An 18,469-nucleotide genomic window follows, 5' to 3' on the forward strand; every position below is an offset into this window, starting at 1 on the left:
TGAAAATTCCCAAAGTGGGTACGTGCGGGCGCAGTGTCGCCAGGGAGGGAGCACGGGATGGGTGACGGCCTTCGGTTGGACATGAACGCCCTGGACTATCTGATCCTGGCGCTCTACTTCATCACGGTCCTCGGCATCGGTTTCGCCGCACGCCGGGCCATCCGGACCAGTGTGGACTTCTTCCTCTCCGGGCGGTCACTGCCCGCCTGGGTCACCGGCCTCGCGTTCGTCTCGGCGAACCTGGGCGCCCTGGAGATCATCGGCATGGCGGCCAACGGCGCCCAGTACGGCGCCATGACCGTCCACTACTACTGGATCGGCGCCGTGCCGGCGATGGTCTTCCTGGGCATCGTGATGATGCCCTTCTACTACGGCTCGAAGGTCCGCAGCGTCCCCGAGTACCTGCGGCTGCGCTTCAACCGGCCGACCCACCTGCTGAACGCGATCAGCTTCGCGGTCGCCCAGGTGCTCATCGCCGGCGTCAACCTCTACGCGCTCGCGCTGATCATGCAGGCGCTGCTCGGCTGGCCGCTCTGGGTCGCGATCGTGATCGGCGCATTGATCGTGCTGGCCTACATCACCATCGGCGGCCTGTCCGGCGCGATCTACAACGAGGTGCTCCAGTTCTTCGTGATCATCGCCGGCCTGGTGCCGATCACCGTGATCGGCCTCGTGAAGGTCGGCGGCGTGAACGGCCTGATGGACGCGGTCCGCGACTCCAAGCTCGGCGAGGCCGGGCTGCACGCCTGGCAGGGCACCGGCAGCACGGACAACCCGCTGGGCGCGCACTGGCTGGGCATCGTGTTCGGCCTCGGCTTCGTGCTCTCGTTCGGCTACTGGACCACCAACTTCGCCGAGGTCCAGCGCGCCCTGTCCGCGCGGAACATGAGCGCCGCCCGCCGGACCCCCATCATCGGCGCGTACCCGAAGCTGTTCATCCCGCTGGTCACCGTGATCCCCGGCCTGATCGCCCTGGTCACCGTCAAGGGGCTCGGCGCCGAGGAGGGCGACCTGGTCTACAACAACGCGATCCCGCTGCTCATGCGCGACCTGCTGCCCAACGGGGTGCTCGGCATCGCGGTCACCGGTCTGGTGGCCTCGTTCATGGCCGGCATGGCCGCCAACGTCAGCGGGTTCAACACCGTGTTCACGTACGACATCTGGCAGGCGTACTTCAGGCGGGACCGCCCGGACGAGTACTACGTGAAGGTGGGCCGGATCGCCACCGTGGTGGCGGTGGTGGTCGGCATCGGCACGGCGTTCATCGCGGCCGGGTTCAGCAACATCATGAACTACATCCAGGCCCTGTTCTCCGTGTTCAACGCCCCGCTCTTCGGCACCTTCATCATCGGCATGTTCTGGCGGCGGATGAGCCCGCTCGCCGGCTTCTGGTCGCTGCTGGCGGGCACCGTGGTGGCGATCGGGACCTACCTGCTGCACCTGGGCCACGTCGTCCGCTTCAACTCCGACCTGGAGGAGAGCTTCTGGGGTGCCGGCCTCGCCTTCGTGACCGTCGCCGTCGTGGCGGCGATCCTCACCCCGCTGACCCGGCCGAAGCGGGACGACGAGCTGACCGGCCTGGTCTACGGCCTGAGCGACGCCACACTGAAGGACGACTCGCTGGCCGGCGACGCCGCCTGGTACCGCTCGCCGGTGCTGCTCGGCGTGATCGCCGTGGTCCTCGCCGCCCTGTTCTACATCCCGGTCTTCTGAGAAAGGGAGGCACGCCATGGCAGACAACCCCGAACGCCACTCCCGTAGCGAGGCCCACGACCCGCTGGTCGAGGAGACCGAGGCCGAGGAGGCCCGGTCGGCGGCGGCGCGGCTGTTCGACATCCGCCGGGTGATCGGCGGGTTGTTCGTCGCGTACGGGCTGATCGTGGGCCTCATGGGCCTCTTCGACTCGTCCGCCGAGATCGACAAGGCGCAGGGCGTCCGGATCAACCTCTGGGCGGGCCTGGTGATGCTCGCCTTCGGGCTGCTGATGCTGCTCTGGCAGTGGTTGCGCCCGACCGAGCCGCCGGAGCCACGCGCCGCCGACGAGCGCTGACCGCGGCCCCGGGACGCCCGTCCCGGGGCCGTCGGCATGGCCGGGGCCGCACGGGGTACGCCGTGGGGATCACGGAAAGGGACAGGAGGGCAGCAGCATGACGGATCGTGACCGCGGTGGCGAGCGGCCGCTGGAGGAGACCCCCGAGGTGGCCGCCGCGGTGGACGACGACAGCACGGTGCCGCAGCTGCGCACCGGTGGCACCGACCCGGACAATCCCGTCTTCACCGAGCCCGACGGCGCGGTGCCCGACACCGGCTCGCCGGACATCCTCGGCGACCCGTACGCGGCCGGGACCGGAGCGACCGGCACCGGCACGGGGGCGGGCGGGGACAACATCCGCACCGGGGCCGAGCAGCCGTGGGACCCCGAGGACCTGGTGATGGCCCGGGGCCAGGACATGACCCCGGAGAACCTGGAGCGGGCCCGCCGCGACCTGGCCGAGCTGGGCCGGGCGGCGATCGAGAAGACGGTGCCCTGACGCCCGGGGGCCCCTGGTCGACGTGGGGTCGACCAGGGGCCCGGGGAACCCGCGCGGCGGTGCCTCACTCCCGCCGCGGCGGGTGGGCTGGCCGCCGGATCAGGAGAGCGGCGGGTAGGCGTTCTGCATCAGCTGCTGGAACTGGGCGGGGAACCACGCACCGGAGATCGGCGCGTTCGGCAGGGCGCCGGACAGGTTGTTGCCGTTGCGGGCGTTACCGGTGTACGTCGGGTCGCACATCCGGTCGAAGCCCTTGCCCTCGTCGTTCGGGATGGCCGTGCTGGAGCCGTCCGACTCACCCGGGGGCTTCACCCAGACGTACGCGTCGATGCCCGACTCCGGGTTGGCCCGCGGCCGCTCGCCGAGGCCCGCGCCGGCCTGGTTGCACCAGTTGCCGGTGTGGTAGCGCCGGTCGATCCGACCCCCGTCGACGTAGGCGTCGACGCTGGTCAGCGGGCCCGGGCCGGTGGGCCGGGCGGTGCCGCCCCAACCGTTGCGGGACGTGTCGATCAGCATGCCGATACCGCTGTCGAAGCCGACCGAGACCAGCTTCTGCCGGAACGCCTGGGCGAACGAGAGCTCGTCGACGTACTGGTTCCAGTCGATCCACTTGGACTGCCGCACGGTCTGGCCGTTCACCGAGTCGGTGACCTTGACGTACGGCTCCTTCAGCGCCGAGTAGTTGGCGGTGTTGACGATGAAGCCGTGCACGTTGTGGACGGTGCTGCCGGACGCGACGGCGGCGGCCTTGAGCTGGTCGGCGACCGGGCCGAAGTTGCTGTCCCAGCCGATCCACCCGTGGTGGGCGGCGTCGATGTAGTTGTAGACGTTGCCGATCGCACCCAGCTTCGCCAGGGCGTAGCCGACACCGTTGACGTACGCGCCGTTGGCCTTGACCGTGTCGCACATCGCGGTGCCGCCCGCGTTGCCCGAGGTGTTGGTCACCAGGTTGGGCAGCGAGTCGATCTCGATGATGTTGACGATGCGCAGGTTCTTGTACTTCGCGTCGCCCTGGATCGCGGCGATCGGGTCGATGTACTCGGCCTTGTAGCGGGGCAGCTCGTCGGGGCCCAGTTCACCGTTCGAGGCGAGCGCCGAGCAGTCCCGGCCGGGCAGGTTGTAGATGACGAACTGGATGTAGCCGGCGCCCTGGGCGAGGGCCGCGTCCAGGTGGTCGCGGACGCCCATCGAGCCGTTCGAGCTGCTGCCGTCGGTGCCCTCGATCGCGGCGATCCGGTCCAGCCAGACCGCGGTCGGGTTGTTCGACACCCGGTTGCCGCCGGACACCGACTCGGCCTTGGCCTTCCACTCGGGGTTCACGTACCCCTTCACCCCGGCGTACGGGTTGTCGACCTTCTGGCCCGGCGTGGTCGGCGTCGGGCTGGGGCTGGTCGGCGTGGGGCTGGGGCTGGTCGGCGTCGGGGTCGGGCTGGTCGGCGTCGGGCTGGTGGTGCCGCCGTTGCAGACCGTGCCGTTCAACGTGAATTGGGTCGGCTTCGGGTTGCTGCCGCTCCAGGCGCCGTTGAACCCGATGCTGGTGCTGGCGCCGGTACCCAGCGACCCGTTGTAGGACTCGTTCTGGGCGGTGACGTTCTGGCCGCTCTGCGACCACTTCGCCGACCAGCCCTGCTGCACCTTCTGGCTGCTGTTCGGGAACGTGAAGCCGAGGTTCCACGAACTGAGCGGGTCACCGAGGTTCCTGATGTTCACCGTGGCGGTGAAGCCACCGGGCCAGTCGCTGGTGGTGTAGTCCACGCTGCACTGGGTCGCGGCCTGCGCCGCGGTGACCGGGAGGGTCACCAGTCCACCGGCGACCAGGACGCCCGCGCCGGTCAGCGCTAGCGCCCGACTGCGGCCGGACAGCCTTCTCCACAGATTCATGCCACTGATCTCCTTGGGCGAGACCGGATCCGCGTACGGCCCGGTGGAAGGGCGCTCGGACGTCCGCCGGGGGACGGATCGTCGGCGCCACGGGTGTATTCGGGGGTGCCCGACCCGGACGGGCGTGATGGTGGTGGTGTCGACCGGCCCACGGGACCGGTCGAGGAGTCGGACGCCGGCCGGTGGACCCGGCTGCCCTCGGCGTCTGAGCTCGCGGTGTGGCTCCCCGAACCGCTGCAGCGATTCTTGCATGGGAGCGCTTCCATGGCAATGGTTCGATGCGCTCCGTCCGGGACGAGCGGGATCGAACACCCAGGCCGCGCCGAAAACGGCGCCGATGGCCGGAAGCCGGGCAGACCGGCAGAGTGCGCCACGCCATGGCACGGCCGACAGCAGTCGACGCGCGAACGGCCGAGCGGACACACCCTCGCCCCAGCCGCCCAGGAGCCCACTAAAAGTGGCGTAGCACCCGTACCGCTCCCATCGCCCGCAAACTCCTAAACACGAATCTTTCCCCGTATAACTCATGAACCGGTCTAACGTCGGTCGTAGCTCGACTGAAGGCGGGCTCAGGACAAAAAGGGATGGAGTGACGCAGGTCATGGCTAAGAAGATGCTCGGGAAGCTCGTTGCGGGTGCCGCTCTCGGCGGCGCGTCCCTGCTGCTGTTCTCGCCCGGGGCGGCGAACGCGGCCAGCGCGACCGCCGTCGCCAAGCCGCAGATCAGCCTTCCCGGTACCTGCTCTGGGGAGCACGAGGACTGGGACCACAAGAACTGGGACCGCAAGGACTGGGACCGCAGCTACGAGGACCGCAAGGACCACGACCGCAAGGACGAGGACCGCAAGGACCACGACGGCAAGGACCAGGACGGCAAGCACGACGACGGCAAGGACCAGGACGGCAAGCACGACGACGGCAAGGACCAGGACGGCAAGCACGACGACGGCAAGCACGACGACGGCAAGGACCAGGACGGCAAGCACGACGACGGCAAGGACCAGGACGGCAAGCACGACGACGGCAAGGACTACCAGGACGGCAAGGGCGAGGAGCACAACGACTGGCAGGGCAGCGACTCCTGGCAGCCGGGCGCTGACGGCCAGGGCGGCGGCCTGGTCGCCGACCAGCCGGGCGACGAGAAGGACCGCAAGGACGAGAACCGCAAGGACGACGAGCGCAAGGACGAGAACCGCAAGGACGAGAACCGCAAGGACGACGAGCGCAACGACCAGGACAACAAGGAGCACGACGCCAAGGACCAGGACCGGCGCGACGAGGACCAGAAGGACCACGACCGCAAGGACGAGGACCGCAAGGACTGGGACAACCGCAGCTGGGACAGCAAGGACGAGGACCAGAAGGGCCACGACCGCAAGGACGAGGACCGCAAGGACTGGGACAACAAGGACGACAACAAGAAGGACCACGACCGCAAGGACGAGGACCGCAAGGACTGCATGCCGCGTGGCCACGTCGACGGCGGTGACGGTGGCATGACCACCACCAGCCTGGACCGCAACATGGCCGCCAGCGGGGTGGGCGTCATCGGTGCCGCCGCCCTGGGCGGGATGATCCTGCTGCGCCGGCGCCGGGGCGATGACCTCGTCTGACCGGACGGCGACACGGGCCGGCGGCCGTCACGGGAAACCGTGGCGCGCCGCCGGCGCCGCCGTCGTCGTCCTGCTCGGCATGGTGGGCGCCGGCATGATCGGGGCATCGGTGCGGACCGTGCCGCCCGCCCGCCCGCCCCAGCCGCTCGCCCAGGCCGGGCCCGCCGACCCGTCGCCGTCGCCGTCGCCGACCGCCATCCCGGGCCCCACCGGCGGCATCGGCGCGGAAACAGCCGACCAGGCGTCCGTCGACGACGACTCCGCGGTGACCCCGCACCCGGACCTCACTCCCGCCGGACTGCCCCGCTCGACCCCGACGACCATCTCGATCCCCCGGATCGGCGTGCACGCCGAGATCATGACCCTCGGCCTGAACCCGGACGGCACGGTCCAGGTGCCCCCGCTGGAGCAGGCCATGAAGGCGGGCTGGTACTCCCCCGGGCCCAGTCCCGGCGAGGCCGGCAACTCGGTGATCGTCGGCCACGTCGACTCGGCCAAGCTCGGGCCGGCCGTCTTCTTCAACCTCGGCGCGCTCCGGATGGGCGACACCATCTCCATCGCCCGGGAGGACGGCTCGGCCGCCACCTTCACGGTGACCGAGGTGAAGTCGTACCCGAAGGCGGCCTTCCCCACCGAACTGGTGTACGGCCCGTCCGACAAGCCCGGCCTGCGGGTGGTCACCTGCGGTGGGACGTTCGACGAGAGCAGCCGCAGCTACGTCGACAACGTCATCGCCTTCGCCAGCCTGGCGTGAAGCGGCGCGGCCCGGCGGTCGGTCACCCGACCCACTTGGCCGGGTGGGCGCCGCGAAACGGGCGCGGCCCGGCGGTCGGTCACCCGACCCACTTGGCCGGGTGGGCGCCGCGAAACGGGCGCGGCCCGGCGGTCGGTCACCCGACCACCGGGCCGCGTCCGGCGTGCGTACCGCGTCAGGCCGCGGCTGAGGTCCGCACCAGGGTGCGGATCTGCCGTAGCAGCACCGACAGGGCGGACAGGTCGGCGCGGGACTCGTCGAACTCCCCCATCGCCCGGTGCGCCCGGTGGATCGAGGTGGCGTTCGCCTGCTCCCACTCCTGCACCCGCTCGACCGGCGGGAGGCTGTCCGAAGTGGAACCGAGGACCTCCGCGGTGAGCGCGGCCAGCGCGGCGTACAGGTCGTAGCGCAGCGCCATCCGGGCCAGGGTCTGCCAGCGGTCCTCCCGCGGCAGCAGGGAGATCTTCGACAGCAGGGCGTCCACCCGGAACCGGTCGGAGAGGACGAAGTAGACCGAGGCCACCTCGCCCACGTCCCGCCCGGTCGACTGGGCGGTCTCCACCACGTCGAGCAGGCCGAAGCTGTACATCAGCCGGGTCGCCTGCTCGGCCAGGTCGCGGGGCAGCCCCTTGCCGATCAGCGAGTCGATGTGGGCGGCGATCGCCTCCCGCTCGGTGCCGTAGAAGAGGTTCTCCAGCCCCGGCAGCAGCCGGGCCACCCCGTCGCGCAGGCGGGCGATCTCCCCCGGTACGTCGATCGGCGAGCGCCGGTTGGTGACCAGCCAGCGCACCGCGCGGTCGAGCAGCCGCCGGGTGTCCAGGTAGACGCTGGTCTGCAGGTCGGGTGAGACCTTGTTGTCCAGCGCCTCGACCGCGTCCCACAGTTCGCGCAGCCCGAACACCTCACGGACCACCACGTACGCCCGCAGCACGTCCGCCGCCGACGCAGCCGTCTCCTCGACCACCCGGAAGAGGAACGTGATGCCGCCCCGGTTGATCGCCTCGTTGACCAGGACCGTGGTGACGATGTCCCGGCGCAGCCGGTGCTGGCCCATCCGGTCGGCGAACCGCTCCCGCAGCGGGGTCGGGAAGTAGTTGACCAGGACGTCGGTCGTCCACTCCTCGTCCGCCAGCCCCTCGGCGACGATCTCCCGCTCCAGCACGATCTTCACGTACGCCAGCAGCACCGCGAACTCCGGCGCGGTCAGCCCGGTCTCGCCGCGCACCGCCAGTTCCTCGTCCGGCGGCAGCGCCTCCAGCGCCCGGTCCAGCTGACCGGCCCGCTCCAGCTCGTTGATCATCCGGCGGTGCACCGGGAGCAGCGAGGCGGCCTGGGCCTGGGCGTTGTTCAGCGCCCGGGCCTGGTCGTAGTTGTCCCGCAGCACCAGGTCGGCGACCTCGTCGGTCATCTGCGCCAGCAGCTCGTCGCGGTGCGGCGTGTCGAGCACGCCGTCGGCGACCGCAGTGTTGAGCAGGATCTTGATGTTCACCTCGTGGTCGGAGCAGTCCACCCCGGCCGCGTTGTCGATGAAGTCGGTGTAGATCCGGCCGCCGGCCGCCGCGTACTCGATCCGGCCGTGCTGGGTGAAGCCCAGGTTGCCGCCCTCACCGACCACCCGGCAGCGCAGGCCCTTGCCGTCCACCCGGATGGCGTCGTTGGACTTGTCGCCGACCTCGGCGTTGGTCTGCGTCGACGCCTTCACATAGGTGCCGATGCCGCCGTTCCAGAACAGGTCCACCGGCGCGGTGAGGATCGCCTTCATCAGCTCCTGAGGGCTGAGCTGCGTGACGTCCTCGTCGAGGCCGAGCACCGCGCGCACCTGCGGCGAGACCGGCACCGACTTGGCGGTACGCGGGTAGATCCCGCCGCCCGCCGAGATCAGCTCGGCGTTGTAGTCCTCCCAGGACGACCGGGGCAGGTCGAACAGCCGCTTCCGCTCGTCCCACGAGGTGGCCGCGTCCGGATCCGGGTCCAGGAAGATGTGCCGGTGGTCGAAGGCGGCCACCAGCCGGATGTGCTTCGACAGCAGCATCCCGTTGCCGAACACGTCGCCGGACATGTCGCCGACGCCGACCACCGTGAAGTCCTGGGTCTGGGTGTCGTGCCCCAGCTCCCGGAAGTGCCGCTTCACCGACTCCCAGGCGCCCCGGGCCGTGATGCCCATCTTCTTGTGGTCGTAGCCGGCCGAACCGCCGGAGGCGAACGCGTCGCCCAGCCAGAAGTTGTGCGCGGCGGAGATCTCGTTGGCGATGTCGGAGAACGTCGCCGTGCCCTTGTCCGCCGCCACCACCAGGTACGGGTCGTCGGCGTCGTGCCGGACCACGTCCTCCGGCGGCACGATCCGGCCGCTGGAGATGTTGTCGGTGACGTCGAGCAGCGCGCCGACGAATTCCTTGTAGCAGGCCACCGCCTCGTCCCGGTCGCCCGGCTTCTGCTTGAGCACGAAGCCGCCCTTGGCGCCCACCGGCACGATCACGGCGTTCTTCACCATCTGCGCCTTGACCAGGCCGAGCACCTCGGTGCGGAAGTCCTCGCGCCGGTCGGACCAGCGCAGGCCGCCCCGGGCCACCGGCCCGAACCGCAGGTGCACGCCCTCGAACCGGGGCGAGTAGACGAAGATCTCGAACTTGGGCCGCGGTGCCGGCAGCTCCGGGATCGCCTGCGGGTCCAGCTTGAACGCGACGTACGACTTGGGCCGCCCGCCGACCGGCCGCTGGTAGAAGCTGGTGCGCAGGGTGGCCTGGATCAACGTCAGGAACGACCGCAGGATCCGGTCCTGGTCGAGGCTGGCCACGTCGTCCAGCGCCTCACCGATCGCGGTGACCAGCTCGCCGCCGCGCTCGCGGCGCTCGTCCAGGGTGGACGCCCCCGGGGCGAACCGGGTCTCGAAGAGGTCCACCAGCAGGGTGGCGATCTTCGGGTACGCGATGAAGGTCTGCTCCATGTACTCCTGCGAGAACACGGCGCCGGCCTGTCGCAGGTACTTCGCGTACGCCCGGAGCACCACGACCTGCCGCCAGGTGAGCCCGGCCCGGAGCACCAGCTCGTTGAAGCCGTCCACCTCGGCCTCGCCCCGCCAGGCGGCGGCGAAGGCGTTCTCGACGTGCGGGCGGACCTCGGCCAGCTCCTGGTGCGCCTCCGGCAGTTGCAGCCCGAAGTCGTAGAGCCAGATCCGGCCGTCGACGCGCTCCACCTCGTACGGGTGCTCGTCGACCACCCGGACGCCGAGCGAGTGCAGCACCGGCAGCACGGCGGAGAGCATCATCGGCTCGCCGTACCGGTAGACCTTGAACCGGACGTCCATGGTCTCGTCGACCTCGACGGGCCGGCCGGCGCCGTTGGTGCGCCCGGCGAGCTGCTTGCGGAACAGGTGCATCTCCAGCTGGCCCGGCTCCTCGAGCAGCTCCAGCTTGGCCAGGTCCTTCATGGCCTCGTACGGGGTGTGCCCGTCCTTGTAGCCCTCCGGGAACGCGTCGGCGTACCGGCTGAACAGGTGCTTGGCCTGCTCGTCGCCGAGCTTGCGCTCCAGCACCAGCCGGTAGTCGTCGTCCCACAGGCGGGTCGCGTCGGCCAGCTCCTCGGCGAGCAGGTCGGCGTCGATCTCGCCGGGCGGGTTGTTCGGGTCGGTCCGGACGATGAAGTGCACCCGGGCCAGCATCGACTCGGTCACCCGGGTGGTGTAGTCGACCCCGACGCCGTTCAGCTCGCGCAGCAGGATGTCCTGCATGCGCAGCCGGTTCTGGGTGGTGAACCGGTCCCGGGGCAGGTAGATCAGGCAGGAGATGAACCGTCCGTAGCCGTCCCGGCGCAGGAACACCCGCAGCTGCCGGCGGCCGGCCATGCGGAGCACACCGATCACCGCGTGGTAGAGGTCGTCGGTCTTGATCTGGAACAGCTCGTCGCGCGGGTACGTCTCCAGGATCTGCAGCAGGTCCTTGCCGGAGTGGCTGCGCAGGCTCAGGCCCGAGCGGTCCAGCACCTCGGCGACCTTCCGCCGGACCACCGGCAGCTCCTGCACGCTGGTCCGGTAGGCCGCCGTGGAGAACAGGCCCAGGAAGCGCCGCTCCCCGACCACCTCGCCGGCCTCGTTGAAGATCTTGAAGCCGATGTAGTCGAGGTAGGCCGAGCGGTGCACGGTGGCCCGCGAGTTGGCCTTGGTGATGATGAGCAGGCGCTTCTCCAGCACCTTCTCGTGCGCCTCGGGCGTCATCGAGTTCAGCGACCGGGCCTCGGGCGAGTCGGACCGCAGGATGCCCAGCCCGGTGCCCAGGACCGCCTCCAGGGCCTGGCCGCCGTCCGCGCCGTCGGTGTCGACCAGCCGGTACTCCCGGTAGCCGAGGAAGGTGAAGTGGTCGTGCGCCAGCCAGCGCAGCAGCTCCACCGAGTCGGTGATGTCCTTCTCCGGCACCGGCGGGCGGTTGTCCGAGGTGCGGGCCGAGGCCAGCTCGTCGGCCAGGGCCAGGGCCCGCTGCCGCATCTTCGGCCAGTCCTCGACGGCCTCCCGCACGTCGGTGAGCACCCGCTGCAGCTCCCGGCGCAGCTTCTCCCGCTCGGCCGCGTCGCGGACCGGGTCGATCTCGATCCGCATCCAGCTCTCGACCAGGTCACCGGCGATCGCGTCGTCCGGCTCCACGTCCGCGGAGACCTCGGTCAGCCGGCCCAGCGGCTCCCGGCGGACCACCACCAGCGGGTGCACGAGCAGGTGCACGTCGAGGTGGTGCGAGTTCAGCAGCGCGGTCACCGAGTCGACCAGGAACGGCATGTCGTCGGTGACGATCTCGACAACCGTGTGGTGCTGCTCGGCGTCGGGCTCGTGGATGCGCAGCTTCAGCTCGCCCGGCACCCGCTGCTGGGCGAGGTCCCGGTGGGCCCGGGCCGCGTCGAGCATCTCCTCGGCGGTGAAGCCGATCAGCTCCTCGTCGGGCGCGAACCGCCAGAAGCGGCCCACCAGGGTGGCCGCGCCGTGGTCGTCACCGGCCAGCGCGACCGCCTGGGCGACCAGGCGCTCCGCGTTGGGTACCGGCTCGTCCAGCTCGGCATCCTCGGACTCGTCACCCAGTGCCTGCGCGGGCAGGCCCAGGTCGTAGAGGGTGTCGATGCTGGAACCGGTCATCCCGGTCGCTCCTGTGTCGAGACGGCTGAAACCGTCCCCGTCGGTCGCCGAATCGAAGCTGTCATCGTCCCGGCTGGTGTCAGCCTGCCGGAGGTCGGGTCCCGGTTTGATCGCCGGACGCCGGTCCATCGGTGCCACTCCCCTCGACCCACCGCGTTGTGGGTCACTCTGCCGCCCAGCCTAGGCCTGCCGCTGTGCCCCTTCGTCGGCGGACCACTGGCCGGACGTCCGGATCGGGACTCTGTCCTTTCACCCGTTGCGGGTCCGTGGTCGGCCGGTCGCGGAGTACCCGGACTGGCGATGTTCATCACACTGCCACACGGCACTCTTTGCCTGCGCAAAGGCCATGCCGGGACGGTGGGGAGCCGCGCGTCGTACTAGCGTGCAGGGCAGTTTCAAACCGGAGGGACCGCTTCATGCTCCTGTCGTACCCCGTCCACCGCCGCCTCTCCCCTCCCCGCCGGGTCCTCGCGGCGCTGGCCGCCACCGTGCTGGCCGCGGGAGCGCTGACCGGGTGCTCGGGGGAGGACGGCCCGGAGCGCAGCGTCGACGCCTTTCTGAAGGGGTGGCGCTCCGGCGACCTCCAGGCGGTCGGCTTCATCGACCCGACCGGCGCCAAGGTGCCCGCGGCCGAGGTGACCAAGGAGCTCCGATCGCTCGCCGGCGAGCTGGTCGACAGCCCGCCGCAGCTCAAGCGCACCGGCGAGGTGAAGATCGAGGGCGACATCGCCACCGCGCGGGTCCGGCTCACCTGGACGCTGCCCGGTGCCACCACCTGGACCTACGAGAACCCGGTACGCCTCCGGCACGGCTCCGACGACCAGTGGCAGGTCATCTGGGAGCCGACCGTCGTGCACGAGAAGCTGGAGTCCGGCGACCGGCTCGCGCTGCGCCGGGAGGCCGCGCCCCGGGCCGCCGTGCTGGACGGCGCCGGCGCCCCGCTCGTCGCGCCCCGCCCGGTGGTCCGGGTGCAGGTGAACCCCGCCGGGGTCAAGGACGCCAAGGCCCTGGCCCGGCAGCTCGACGCCGCGTTCAAGGCGGTCCGGCCCGCGCTCACCCCGCCGGTCGACGTGTCCGACCTGCCGAAACGCCTCAGCGAGGCGGAGCGGGGGGCGCTCGTCGAGGTGGTGACCCTGCGCGACGAGGCGTACCGGCAGATCAAGCCCCGGATCTACGACCTGCCCGGCACCCAGTTCCAGTCCGACAAGCTCTTCCTGGCGCCGACGCGGGAGTTCGCCCGGGCCCTGCTCGGCTCGGTCGACCCGGCCCAGGCCGACGACCTCAAGGCCCACCCCGACAAGTACGTCCGGGGCGACCTGGTCGGCCACGGCGGCCTCCAGGGCCGCTACGACGACCGCCTGCGCGGCACCCCCGGGATCACGGTGATCACCGAGCGCGCCGCCCCGGACGGCACCACCGCGCCCAGCGGGGTCGAGGCGTTCCGCAGCGAGCCCCGGGCCGGCCAGCCGCTGAAGACCACCCTCGACGTGGCCACCGAGAACGCCGCCGACGCGGCGCTGCGCGGCCAGGCCCGTCGTTCCGCCCTGGTGGCCGTGCGGATCAGCGACGGCGCCGTGCTGGCCGCCGCCAACGGCCCCGGGGCGGCCGGCGAGAACCTCGCCTTCACCGCCCAGGTGCCGCCCGGCTCGACCTTCAAGATGGTCAGCGCCCTGGGCCTGCTGGACCGGGGCGCGGTCACCCCGGAGGCGACCGTGCGCTGCCCGAAGACGTTCGAGGTCGACGGGCGGTCGTTCAAGAACTCCGACAACTTCGAGCTGGGCGACGTCCCGTTCAGCACCGACTTCGCGAAGTCCTGCAACACCGCCTTCACCTCGCTGGCGCCCAAGCTCGGCCCGGACGGGTTGGCACAGGCCGGCCGCACGCTCGGCCTGGAGGCGCCCTGGGACCTCGGCACCGACGTCTTCACGGGGAAGGTGTCCGCCAACGGCTCGGCCACCGAGCAGGCCGCCGCCGCGATCGGTCAGGGCACCACCGTGGTCAGCCCGCTCGCCATGGCCGGCGCCACGGCGGCGGTGGCCCGCGGCCACTGGGAGCAGCCCAAACTGCTGCTCGACCCGGCACCGGCGAAGCCCGCCCCGGCCGGCGCGGGCCTCAAGCCGGAGTCGGCGGCCGCGGTCAAGACGATGATGCGCGCCGTGGTCACGAGCGGCACGGCCAGCGCGCTGGCGGACGTCCCCGGCGAGCCGGTGTACGGCAAGACCGGCACCGCCGAGTACGACAACAACCCGGCGCACACCCACGCCTGGTTCGTCGGCTGGCAGGGCGATGTCGCGTTCGCGGTCTTCGTCGAGCAGGGCGGGTCGAGCACCACCAGCGCCGTCCCGATCGCCGAACGCTTCCTCCGGGGCCTCACGGGCCGCTGAGCCGGCTCAGGCGATGTCCGCGCCCGGGCGCGCCGGCCCGGCGTCGCCCACCGGCGTCGGGGGCTCGTCCTCGCCGCTGGGCACCCGGCGGAGCAGCCCGGGCCCGGCCGACCCGAGCGGGCCGACCGGCTCCGGTGCGGCCGGCCCGTCGGGTTCCGCCGCAGGGCGCAGCAGGCCCGGGCCGGACGGGTCGGCGGCCTGGTCGGGCGCCGGCCGGTCGCCGTTGACGCCGGCGGGTTCGTCCCCGGCCTCGGTCGGGGCCGGGCCGATCGGTTCCACGGCCACCGCGGGCGCGGGGACGGCCGCCGGGCCGGGCAGCACGTCGCGCGCCGGTGGCCGGCCGTTGCCGGGGCGGGGCGCCGGCGCGACCGGGCCGGCCGGCAGCAACCGGGGCGGCATGGCGCCCGGCGCGGCGACCGGGGCGAGCCCGGCCACCACGGTGTTGACGATCTCGGCGGCGTACGACCCGTCGGGGTCGTAGTCGGGGTCGAAGACGGTCAGCTCGACGCCGAGGCAGTGCGGGGTGTCCACCAGGCCGGCCAGCAGGATCTCCAGCTCGGCGAACGCGATCCCGCCCGCGTCCGGCGCGTCGACCGCGGGCATCACGGCCGGGTCGAGCACGTCCACGTCGATGTGCACCCAGTAGCCGGCGCAGTCGGCCAGCTGCTCGTGCGCCCACTGGGCGGTGCGGGCCGCACCCTCGGCGCGCAGCGCCGGCACCGGGCGGGTGGTGATGCCGGCAGCCTGGAGGTCGAGCCGGTACTCGTCCTGGGCCCGGATGCCGAGCACCACCACGTCGATGTCCCGGAAGTAGGGGCGCCGCCCCTCGATGGCGGCCAGGTCGGCCTGGCCCCGGCCGGTGACCAGGGCCAGGTCCTCCCCCGCCGCCGCGCCCACGTAGGAGGCGTTGCCGGGGTGCCGGAAGTCGGAGTGGCCGTCGACGAAGACCAGCCCGATCCGCCCGCCGACCGCCTCGCCGAGCCGGTGCATGGCCAGCGCCGAGCCGAGCAGGACCGAGCAGTCCCCGCCGAGCACCAGCGGGAACTCGCCACGGTCGATGATCGCGCCGATCCGGTCGGCCAGCGCCACCGAGTAGCCGGAGATCTCCGGGGCGTGGCAGACCCCGTCGCCGGGGCGCCAGTCACCGGGGTCGTACCGGGGCGGGGTGAGGCAGCCGGCGTCGCGGGCCCGCAGCCGCGCGAGCAGGCCGTGGTCGCGCAGCGCGCCGGGCGCCTTGCCGCAGCCCGGGACGGAGGTCGACGTGGGTGGGCGCAGGCCGAGGTTCGTCGGCGCGTCGAGGACGGCGATCCGGCGCATCATGGGCTCCCGTCCTCGGTGGTCGGGCGGGCCGGCCGGAACGCCGGCCCGCGCTGACGTGCGGTGAACTCAGAACAGGGCGCTGGCCAGGGCACGCCGGGCGGACGCCACGGCGGGGTCGTCCGGGCCGGCGATGGTGAACAGCGACACCAGGTGCTGGCGGACCTTCTCCCGGTCGTCGCCGGCGGACCGGCGGACCAGGCCGACGAGCCGGGCGTACGCCTGCTCGGCCAGGCCGCTGAGCACCTCGATGTCGGCGGCGAGGAGCTGGGCCTCGATGTCGTCGGGGGCCTGCTCGGCGGCGGCGAGCGCGGCGCGCGGGTCGGCGCCGGCCACCCGGCGGGCGACCCCGACCTGGGCCAGGCCGGCCTCGGCCGCGGCGTCCGCCGGGCTCTCGGCCAGGATCTTCCGGTACGCCGCCTCGGCGGCCTCCAGATCGCCGGACATCAGGGCGTCGTCGGCCTCGGTGAGCCGCGGGTCCTCCGGCTCGGCGACGGTCACGCCACCGGCCTTGAGGATGGCCTGGATCCACTGGCGGAGCTGGGCCTCCGGCACCACGCCGGAGAAGGCGTCGATCGGCTGCCCGCCGACCACCGCGTAGACCATCGGGATGCCCTGGACCCGGAACATCTGGGCGAGCCGCGGGTTGGCGTCGACGTCGACCCGGGCGAGGACCCACGCGCCCTCGCCCTCGGCGGCCAGGCGCTCCAGGACCGGCGAGAGCTGCTTGCAGGGCTCGCACCACTCGGCCCAGAAGTCCACGACCACCGGCGTGGTCAGCGACCGCTCCAACACCTCGGACTGGAAGGTCGCCTCGGTCACGTCGATGACGGCCACGCCGCCGCCCGCCGGGGGGCCGCCGGGCACGCCGGCCGGGGGGCCGGCCTGGCTCGGGGCGGTGGGACGGGAGGGTTCCGGGGTGCCGCGCAGCGCGCTGAGGTCGACCGCGCCGCGGGTGAAGATCGACGAGGTGATCCGTGGGTCGCTCATGGTTATCTAGTCTCGCACGTGGCCCGCGGAACTCGGATCAACCGCCACGGCGGCAGTTGCGACTCTCACGCCTGCTCGGACGCGGGAAAGGGCCCCGTCCCGGCGGCTGGCGCCGGGACGGGGCCCTTCCTCGCACTCAGAAGCGGGCGGGTTCGCGGTAGACGCCCCATTCGCCCCGCAGCGCGTCGCAGATCTCGCCCAGCGTGGCCTCGGCCCGGACCGCGTCCAGCATGGCCGGGATCATGTTCTCCCCGGTCCGGCTGACCTCGACCATCCGCTGCACGGCGGCCTTGACCGCGGCGTCGTCACGGCCGGCCTTGCGCTCGGCGAGCATCCGCCGCTGTTCCAGCTCGACCTCGTGCGAGATGCGCAGGATCTCCAGGTCCTTGGCGACCGTGCCGGTGTGGCAGTTGACCCCGACGATCCGCTTGTCGCCCTTCTCCAGCGCCTGCTGGTAGACGAAGGCCGACTCGGCGATGTGGCCGGTGAACCAGCCGTCCTCGATGCCGCGTAGGATGCCCGAGGTCATCGGGCCGATCTTGTGCGGGCCCTCGCCGCCGAGCTGCCGGATCCGGGCGAAGATCTCCTCCGCCTCGGCCTCGATCTTGTCGGTGAGCGCCTCGACGTACCAGGAGCCGCCGAGCGGGTCGGCGACGTTGACCACGCCGGTCTCCTCCATGAGCACCTGCTGGGTGCGCAGGGCGATCTCGGCGGACTCGTCGGTGGGCAGGGCCAGGGTCTCGTCCAGGGCGTTGGTGTGCAGCGAGTTGGTGCCGCCGAGCACGGCCGCCAGGGCCTCCACGGCGGTCCGCACCACGTTGTTGACCGGCTGCTGGGCGGTCAGCGACACCCCGGCGGTCTGGGTGTGGAAGCGCAGCCACTGGGCCTTCTCGCTGGTGGCGCCGTAGACGTCGCGCAGCCAGCGGGCCCAGATCCGGCGGGCGGCCCGGAACTTGGCGATCTCCTCGAAGAAGTCCACGTGCGAGTCGAAGAAGAAGCTCAGGCCCGGGGCGAAGACGTTGACGTCCAGCCCGCGCGACAGCCCCAGCTCGACGTAGCCGAACCCGTCCGCCAGGGTGTACGCCAGCTCCTGCGCGGCGGTGGAACCGGCCTCGCGGATGTGGTAGCCGGAGACCGACAGCGGCTTGTACCGGGGGATCTCCCGGGCGCAGTACTCCATGAGGTCGCCGATGAGGCGCAGGTGCGGCTCCGGGTCGAAGAGCCACTCCTTCTGCGCGATGTACTCCTTGAAGATGTCCGTCTGGAGCGTGCCGTCCAGGGTGGACAGGTCGGCGCCCTGCCGCTCGGCGGCGACCAGGTACATGCAGAAGACCGGGACGGCCGGGCCGGAGATGGTCATCGAGGTGGTCACGCCGGCCAGGTCGATGCCGCCGAAGAGCACCTCCATGTCGGCGGCCGAGTCGACGGCCACGCCGCAGTGGCCGACCTCGCCGAGCGACTGCGGGTCGTCGGAGTCGCGCCCCATCAGGGTCGGCATGTCGAAGGCCACGGAGAGCCCCCCGCCGCCGGCCCCGAGGATCATCTTGTAGCGCTCGTTGGTCTGCTGGGCGTTGCCGAACCCGGCGAACTGCCGGATGGTCCAGGTGCGCCCGCGGTAGCCGGTCGGGTAGAGCCCCCGGGTGTACGGGAACTCGCCCGGCCAGCCGATCCGCTCGAAGCCCGGGTACGGCACCCCCTCCGGCGGCCCGTAGACCGGGTCGACGGTCATCCCGGAGAGCGTGGTGAAGTCCGCGTCGCGCTTGCGGGCGGCGTCGTAGCGGGCCTGCCAGCGGGCCCGACCGGCGGCGATCTCGTCGGCGTCCATGCGCGGAGCTCCTCCTCGAGTCCTGGGATGCAGACCGAGTGTAGAACGCCAGCCTGAACGAT

General features: G+C 71.8%; 10 protein-coding genes and 1 pseudogene. 6 read left to right on the forward strand and 5 right to left on the reverse strand.

Annotation, left to right across the window (positions count from 1 at the left end; translation table 11 throughout):
• Nucleotides 1-57: 57 nt before the first annotated feature.
• The 3 genes from NFX44_RS17905 to NFX44_RS17915 all read left to right on the forward strand — a co-directional run bounded on the left by NFX44_RS17905 (nucleotide 58) and on the right by NFX44_RS17915 (nucleotide 2,531).
• Nucleotides 58-1,713: a sodium:solute symporter family protein gene (locus NFX44_RS17905; protein WP_262284697.1), complete on the forward strand. Its 1,656-nt coding sequence runs from the start codon at nucleotides 58-60 to the stop codon at nucleotides 1,711-1,713.
• Between the two features lie 16 nt (nucleotides 1,714-1,729).
• Nucleotides 1,730-2,050 carry a hypothetical protein gene (locus tag NFX44_RS17910; RefSeq protein ID WP_262284698.1) on the forward strand — a complete coding sequence of 107 codons (321 nt, stop codon included), beginning with the start codon at nucleotides 1,730-1,732 and terminating at the stop codon, nucleotides 2,048-2,050.
• A 97-nt stretch (nucleotides 2,051-2,147) separates the two neighbouring features.
• Nucleotides 2,148-2,531 (forward strand): hypothetical protein, encoded by a 384-nt coding sequence (locus NFX44_RS17915; RefSeq protein ID WP_262284699.1) that lies wholly within the window; start codon nucleotides 2,148-2,150, stop codon nucleotides 2,529-2,531.
• Between the two features lie 99 nt (nucleotides 2,532-2,630).
• Here the strand turns inward: NFX44_RS17915 and NFX44_RS17920 are convergent, their stop codons facing one another.
• Complete coding sequence (locus NFX44_RS17920) at nucleotides 2,631-4,412, reverse strand: glycoside hydrolase family 6 protein (protein WP_262284700.1); 1,782 nt, start codon at nucleotides 4,410-4,412, stop codon at nucleotides 2,631-2,633.
• Nucleotides 4,413-5,013: 601 nt separating this feature from the next.
• Here NFX44_RS17920 and NFX44_RS17925 point away from each other — a divergent pair.
• Both NFX44_RS17925 and NFX44_RS17930 read left to right on the forward strand, forming a co-directional pair.
• Entirely contained in the window at nucleotides 5,014-6,024 is a 1,011-nt protein-coding gene (locus NFX44_RS17925) for a hypothetical protein (RefSeq protein ID WP_262284701.1), read from the forward strand.
• Nucleotides 6,011-6,778, forward strand: coding sequence for a class F sortase (locus NFX44_RS17930; RefSeq protein ID WP_262284702.1), 768 nt, complete (start codon nucleotides 6,011-6,013; stop codon nucleotides 6,776-6,778). The genes NFX44_RS17925 and NFX44_RS17930 overlap by 14 nt, the downstream gene beginning before the upstream one ends.
• Nucleotides 6,779-6,953: 175 nt before the next feature.
• On the opposite strand, the gene NFX44_RS17935 is transcribed toward NFX44_RS17930, so the two are convergent.
• On the reverse strand, nucleotides 6,954-12,020 hold the full coding sequence (locus NFX44_RS17935) for an NAD-glutamate dehydrogenase (protein WP_262284703.1): 5,067 nt from the start codon (nucleotides 12,018-12,020) through the stop codon (nucleotides 6,954-6,956).
• Between the two features lie 287 nt (nucleotides 12,021-12,307).
• Between NFX44_RS17935 and NFX44_RS17940 the strand changes: the two genes are divergently transcribed.
• Complete coding sequence (locus tag NFX44_RS17940) at nucleotides 12,308-14,275, forward strand: penicillin-binding transpeptidase domain-containing protein (protein ID WP_262284704.1); 1,968 nt, start codon at nucleotides 12,308-12,310, stop codon at nucleotides 14,273-14,275.
• A gap of 384 nt (nucleotides 14,276-14,659) precedes the next feature.
• Here NFX44_RS17940 and NFX44_RS17945 read toward each other — a convergent pair.
• The 3 genes and pseudogenes from NFX44_RS17945 to NFX44_RS17955 all read right to left on the reverse strand — a co-directional run.
• Nucleotides 14,660-15,595, reverse strand: a pseudogene (locus NFX44_RS17945) (arginase family protein); the annotation flags it as partial.
• Between the two features lie 66 nt (nucleotides 15,596-15,661).
• A complete protein-coding gene (locus tag NFX44_RS17950; RefSeq protein WP_262284705.1) occupies nucleotides 15,662-16,582 on the reverse strand; it encodes a tetratricopeptide repeat protein in 921 nt (306 codons plus the stop codon).
• Nucleotides 16,583-16,718: 136 nt separating this feature from the next.
• Nucleotides 16,719-18,407 (reverse strand): methylmalonyl-CoA mutase, encoded by a 1,689-nt coding sequence (locus NFX44_RS17955; RefSeq protein ID WP_262284706.1) that lies wholly within the window; start codon nucleotides 18,405-18,407, stop codon nucleotides 16,719-16,721.
• Nucleotides 18,408-18,469: the final 62 nt, after the last annotated feature.

The organism is Micromonospora sp. MA102, assembly GCF_025460765.1.
GTDB classification, from domain to species: Bacteria; Actinomycetota; Actinomycetes; order Mycobacteriales; family Micromonosporaceae; genus Micromonospora; species Micromonospora halotolerans.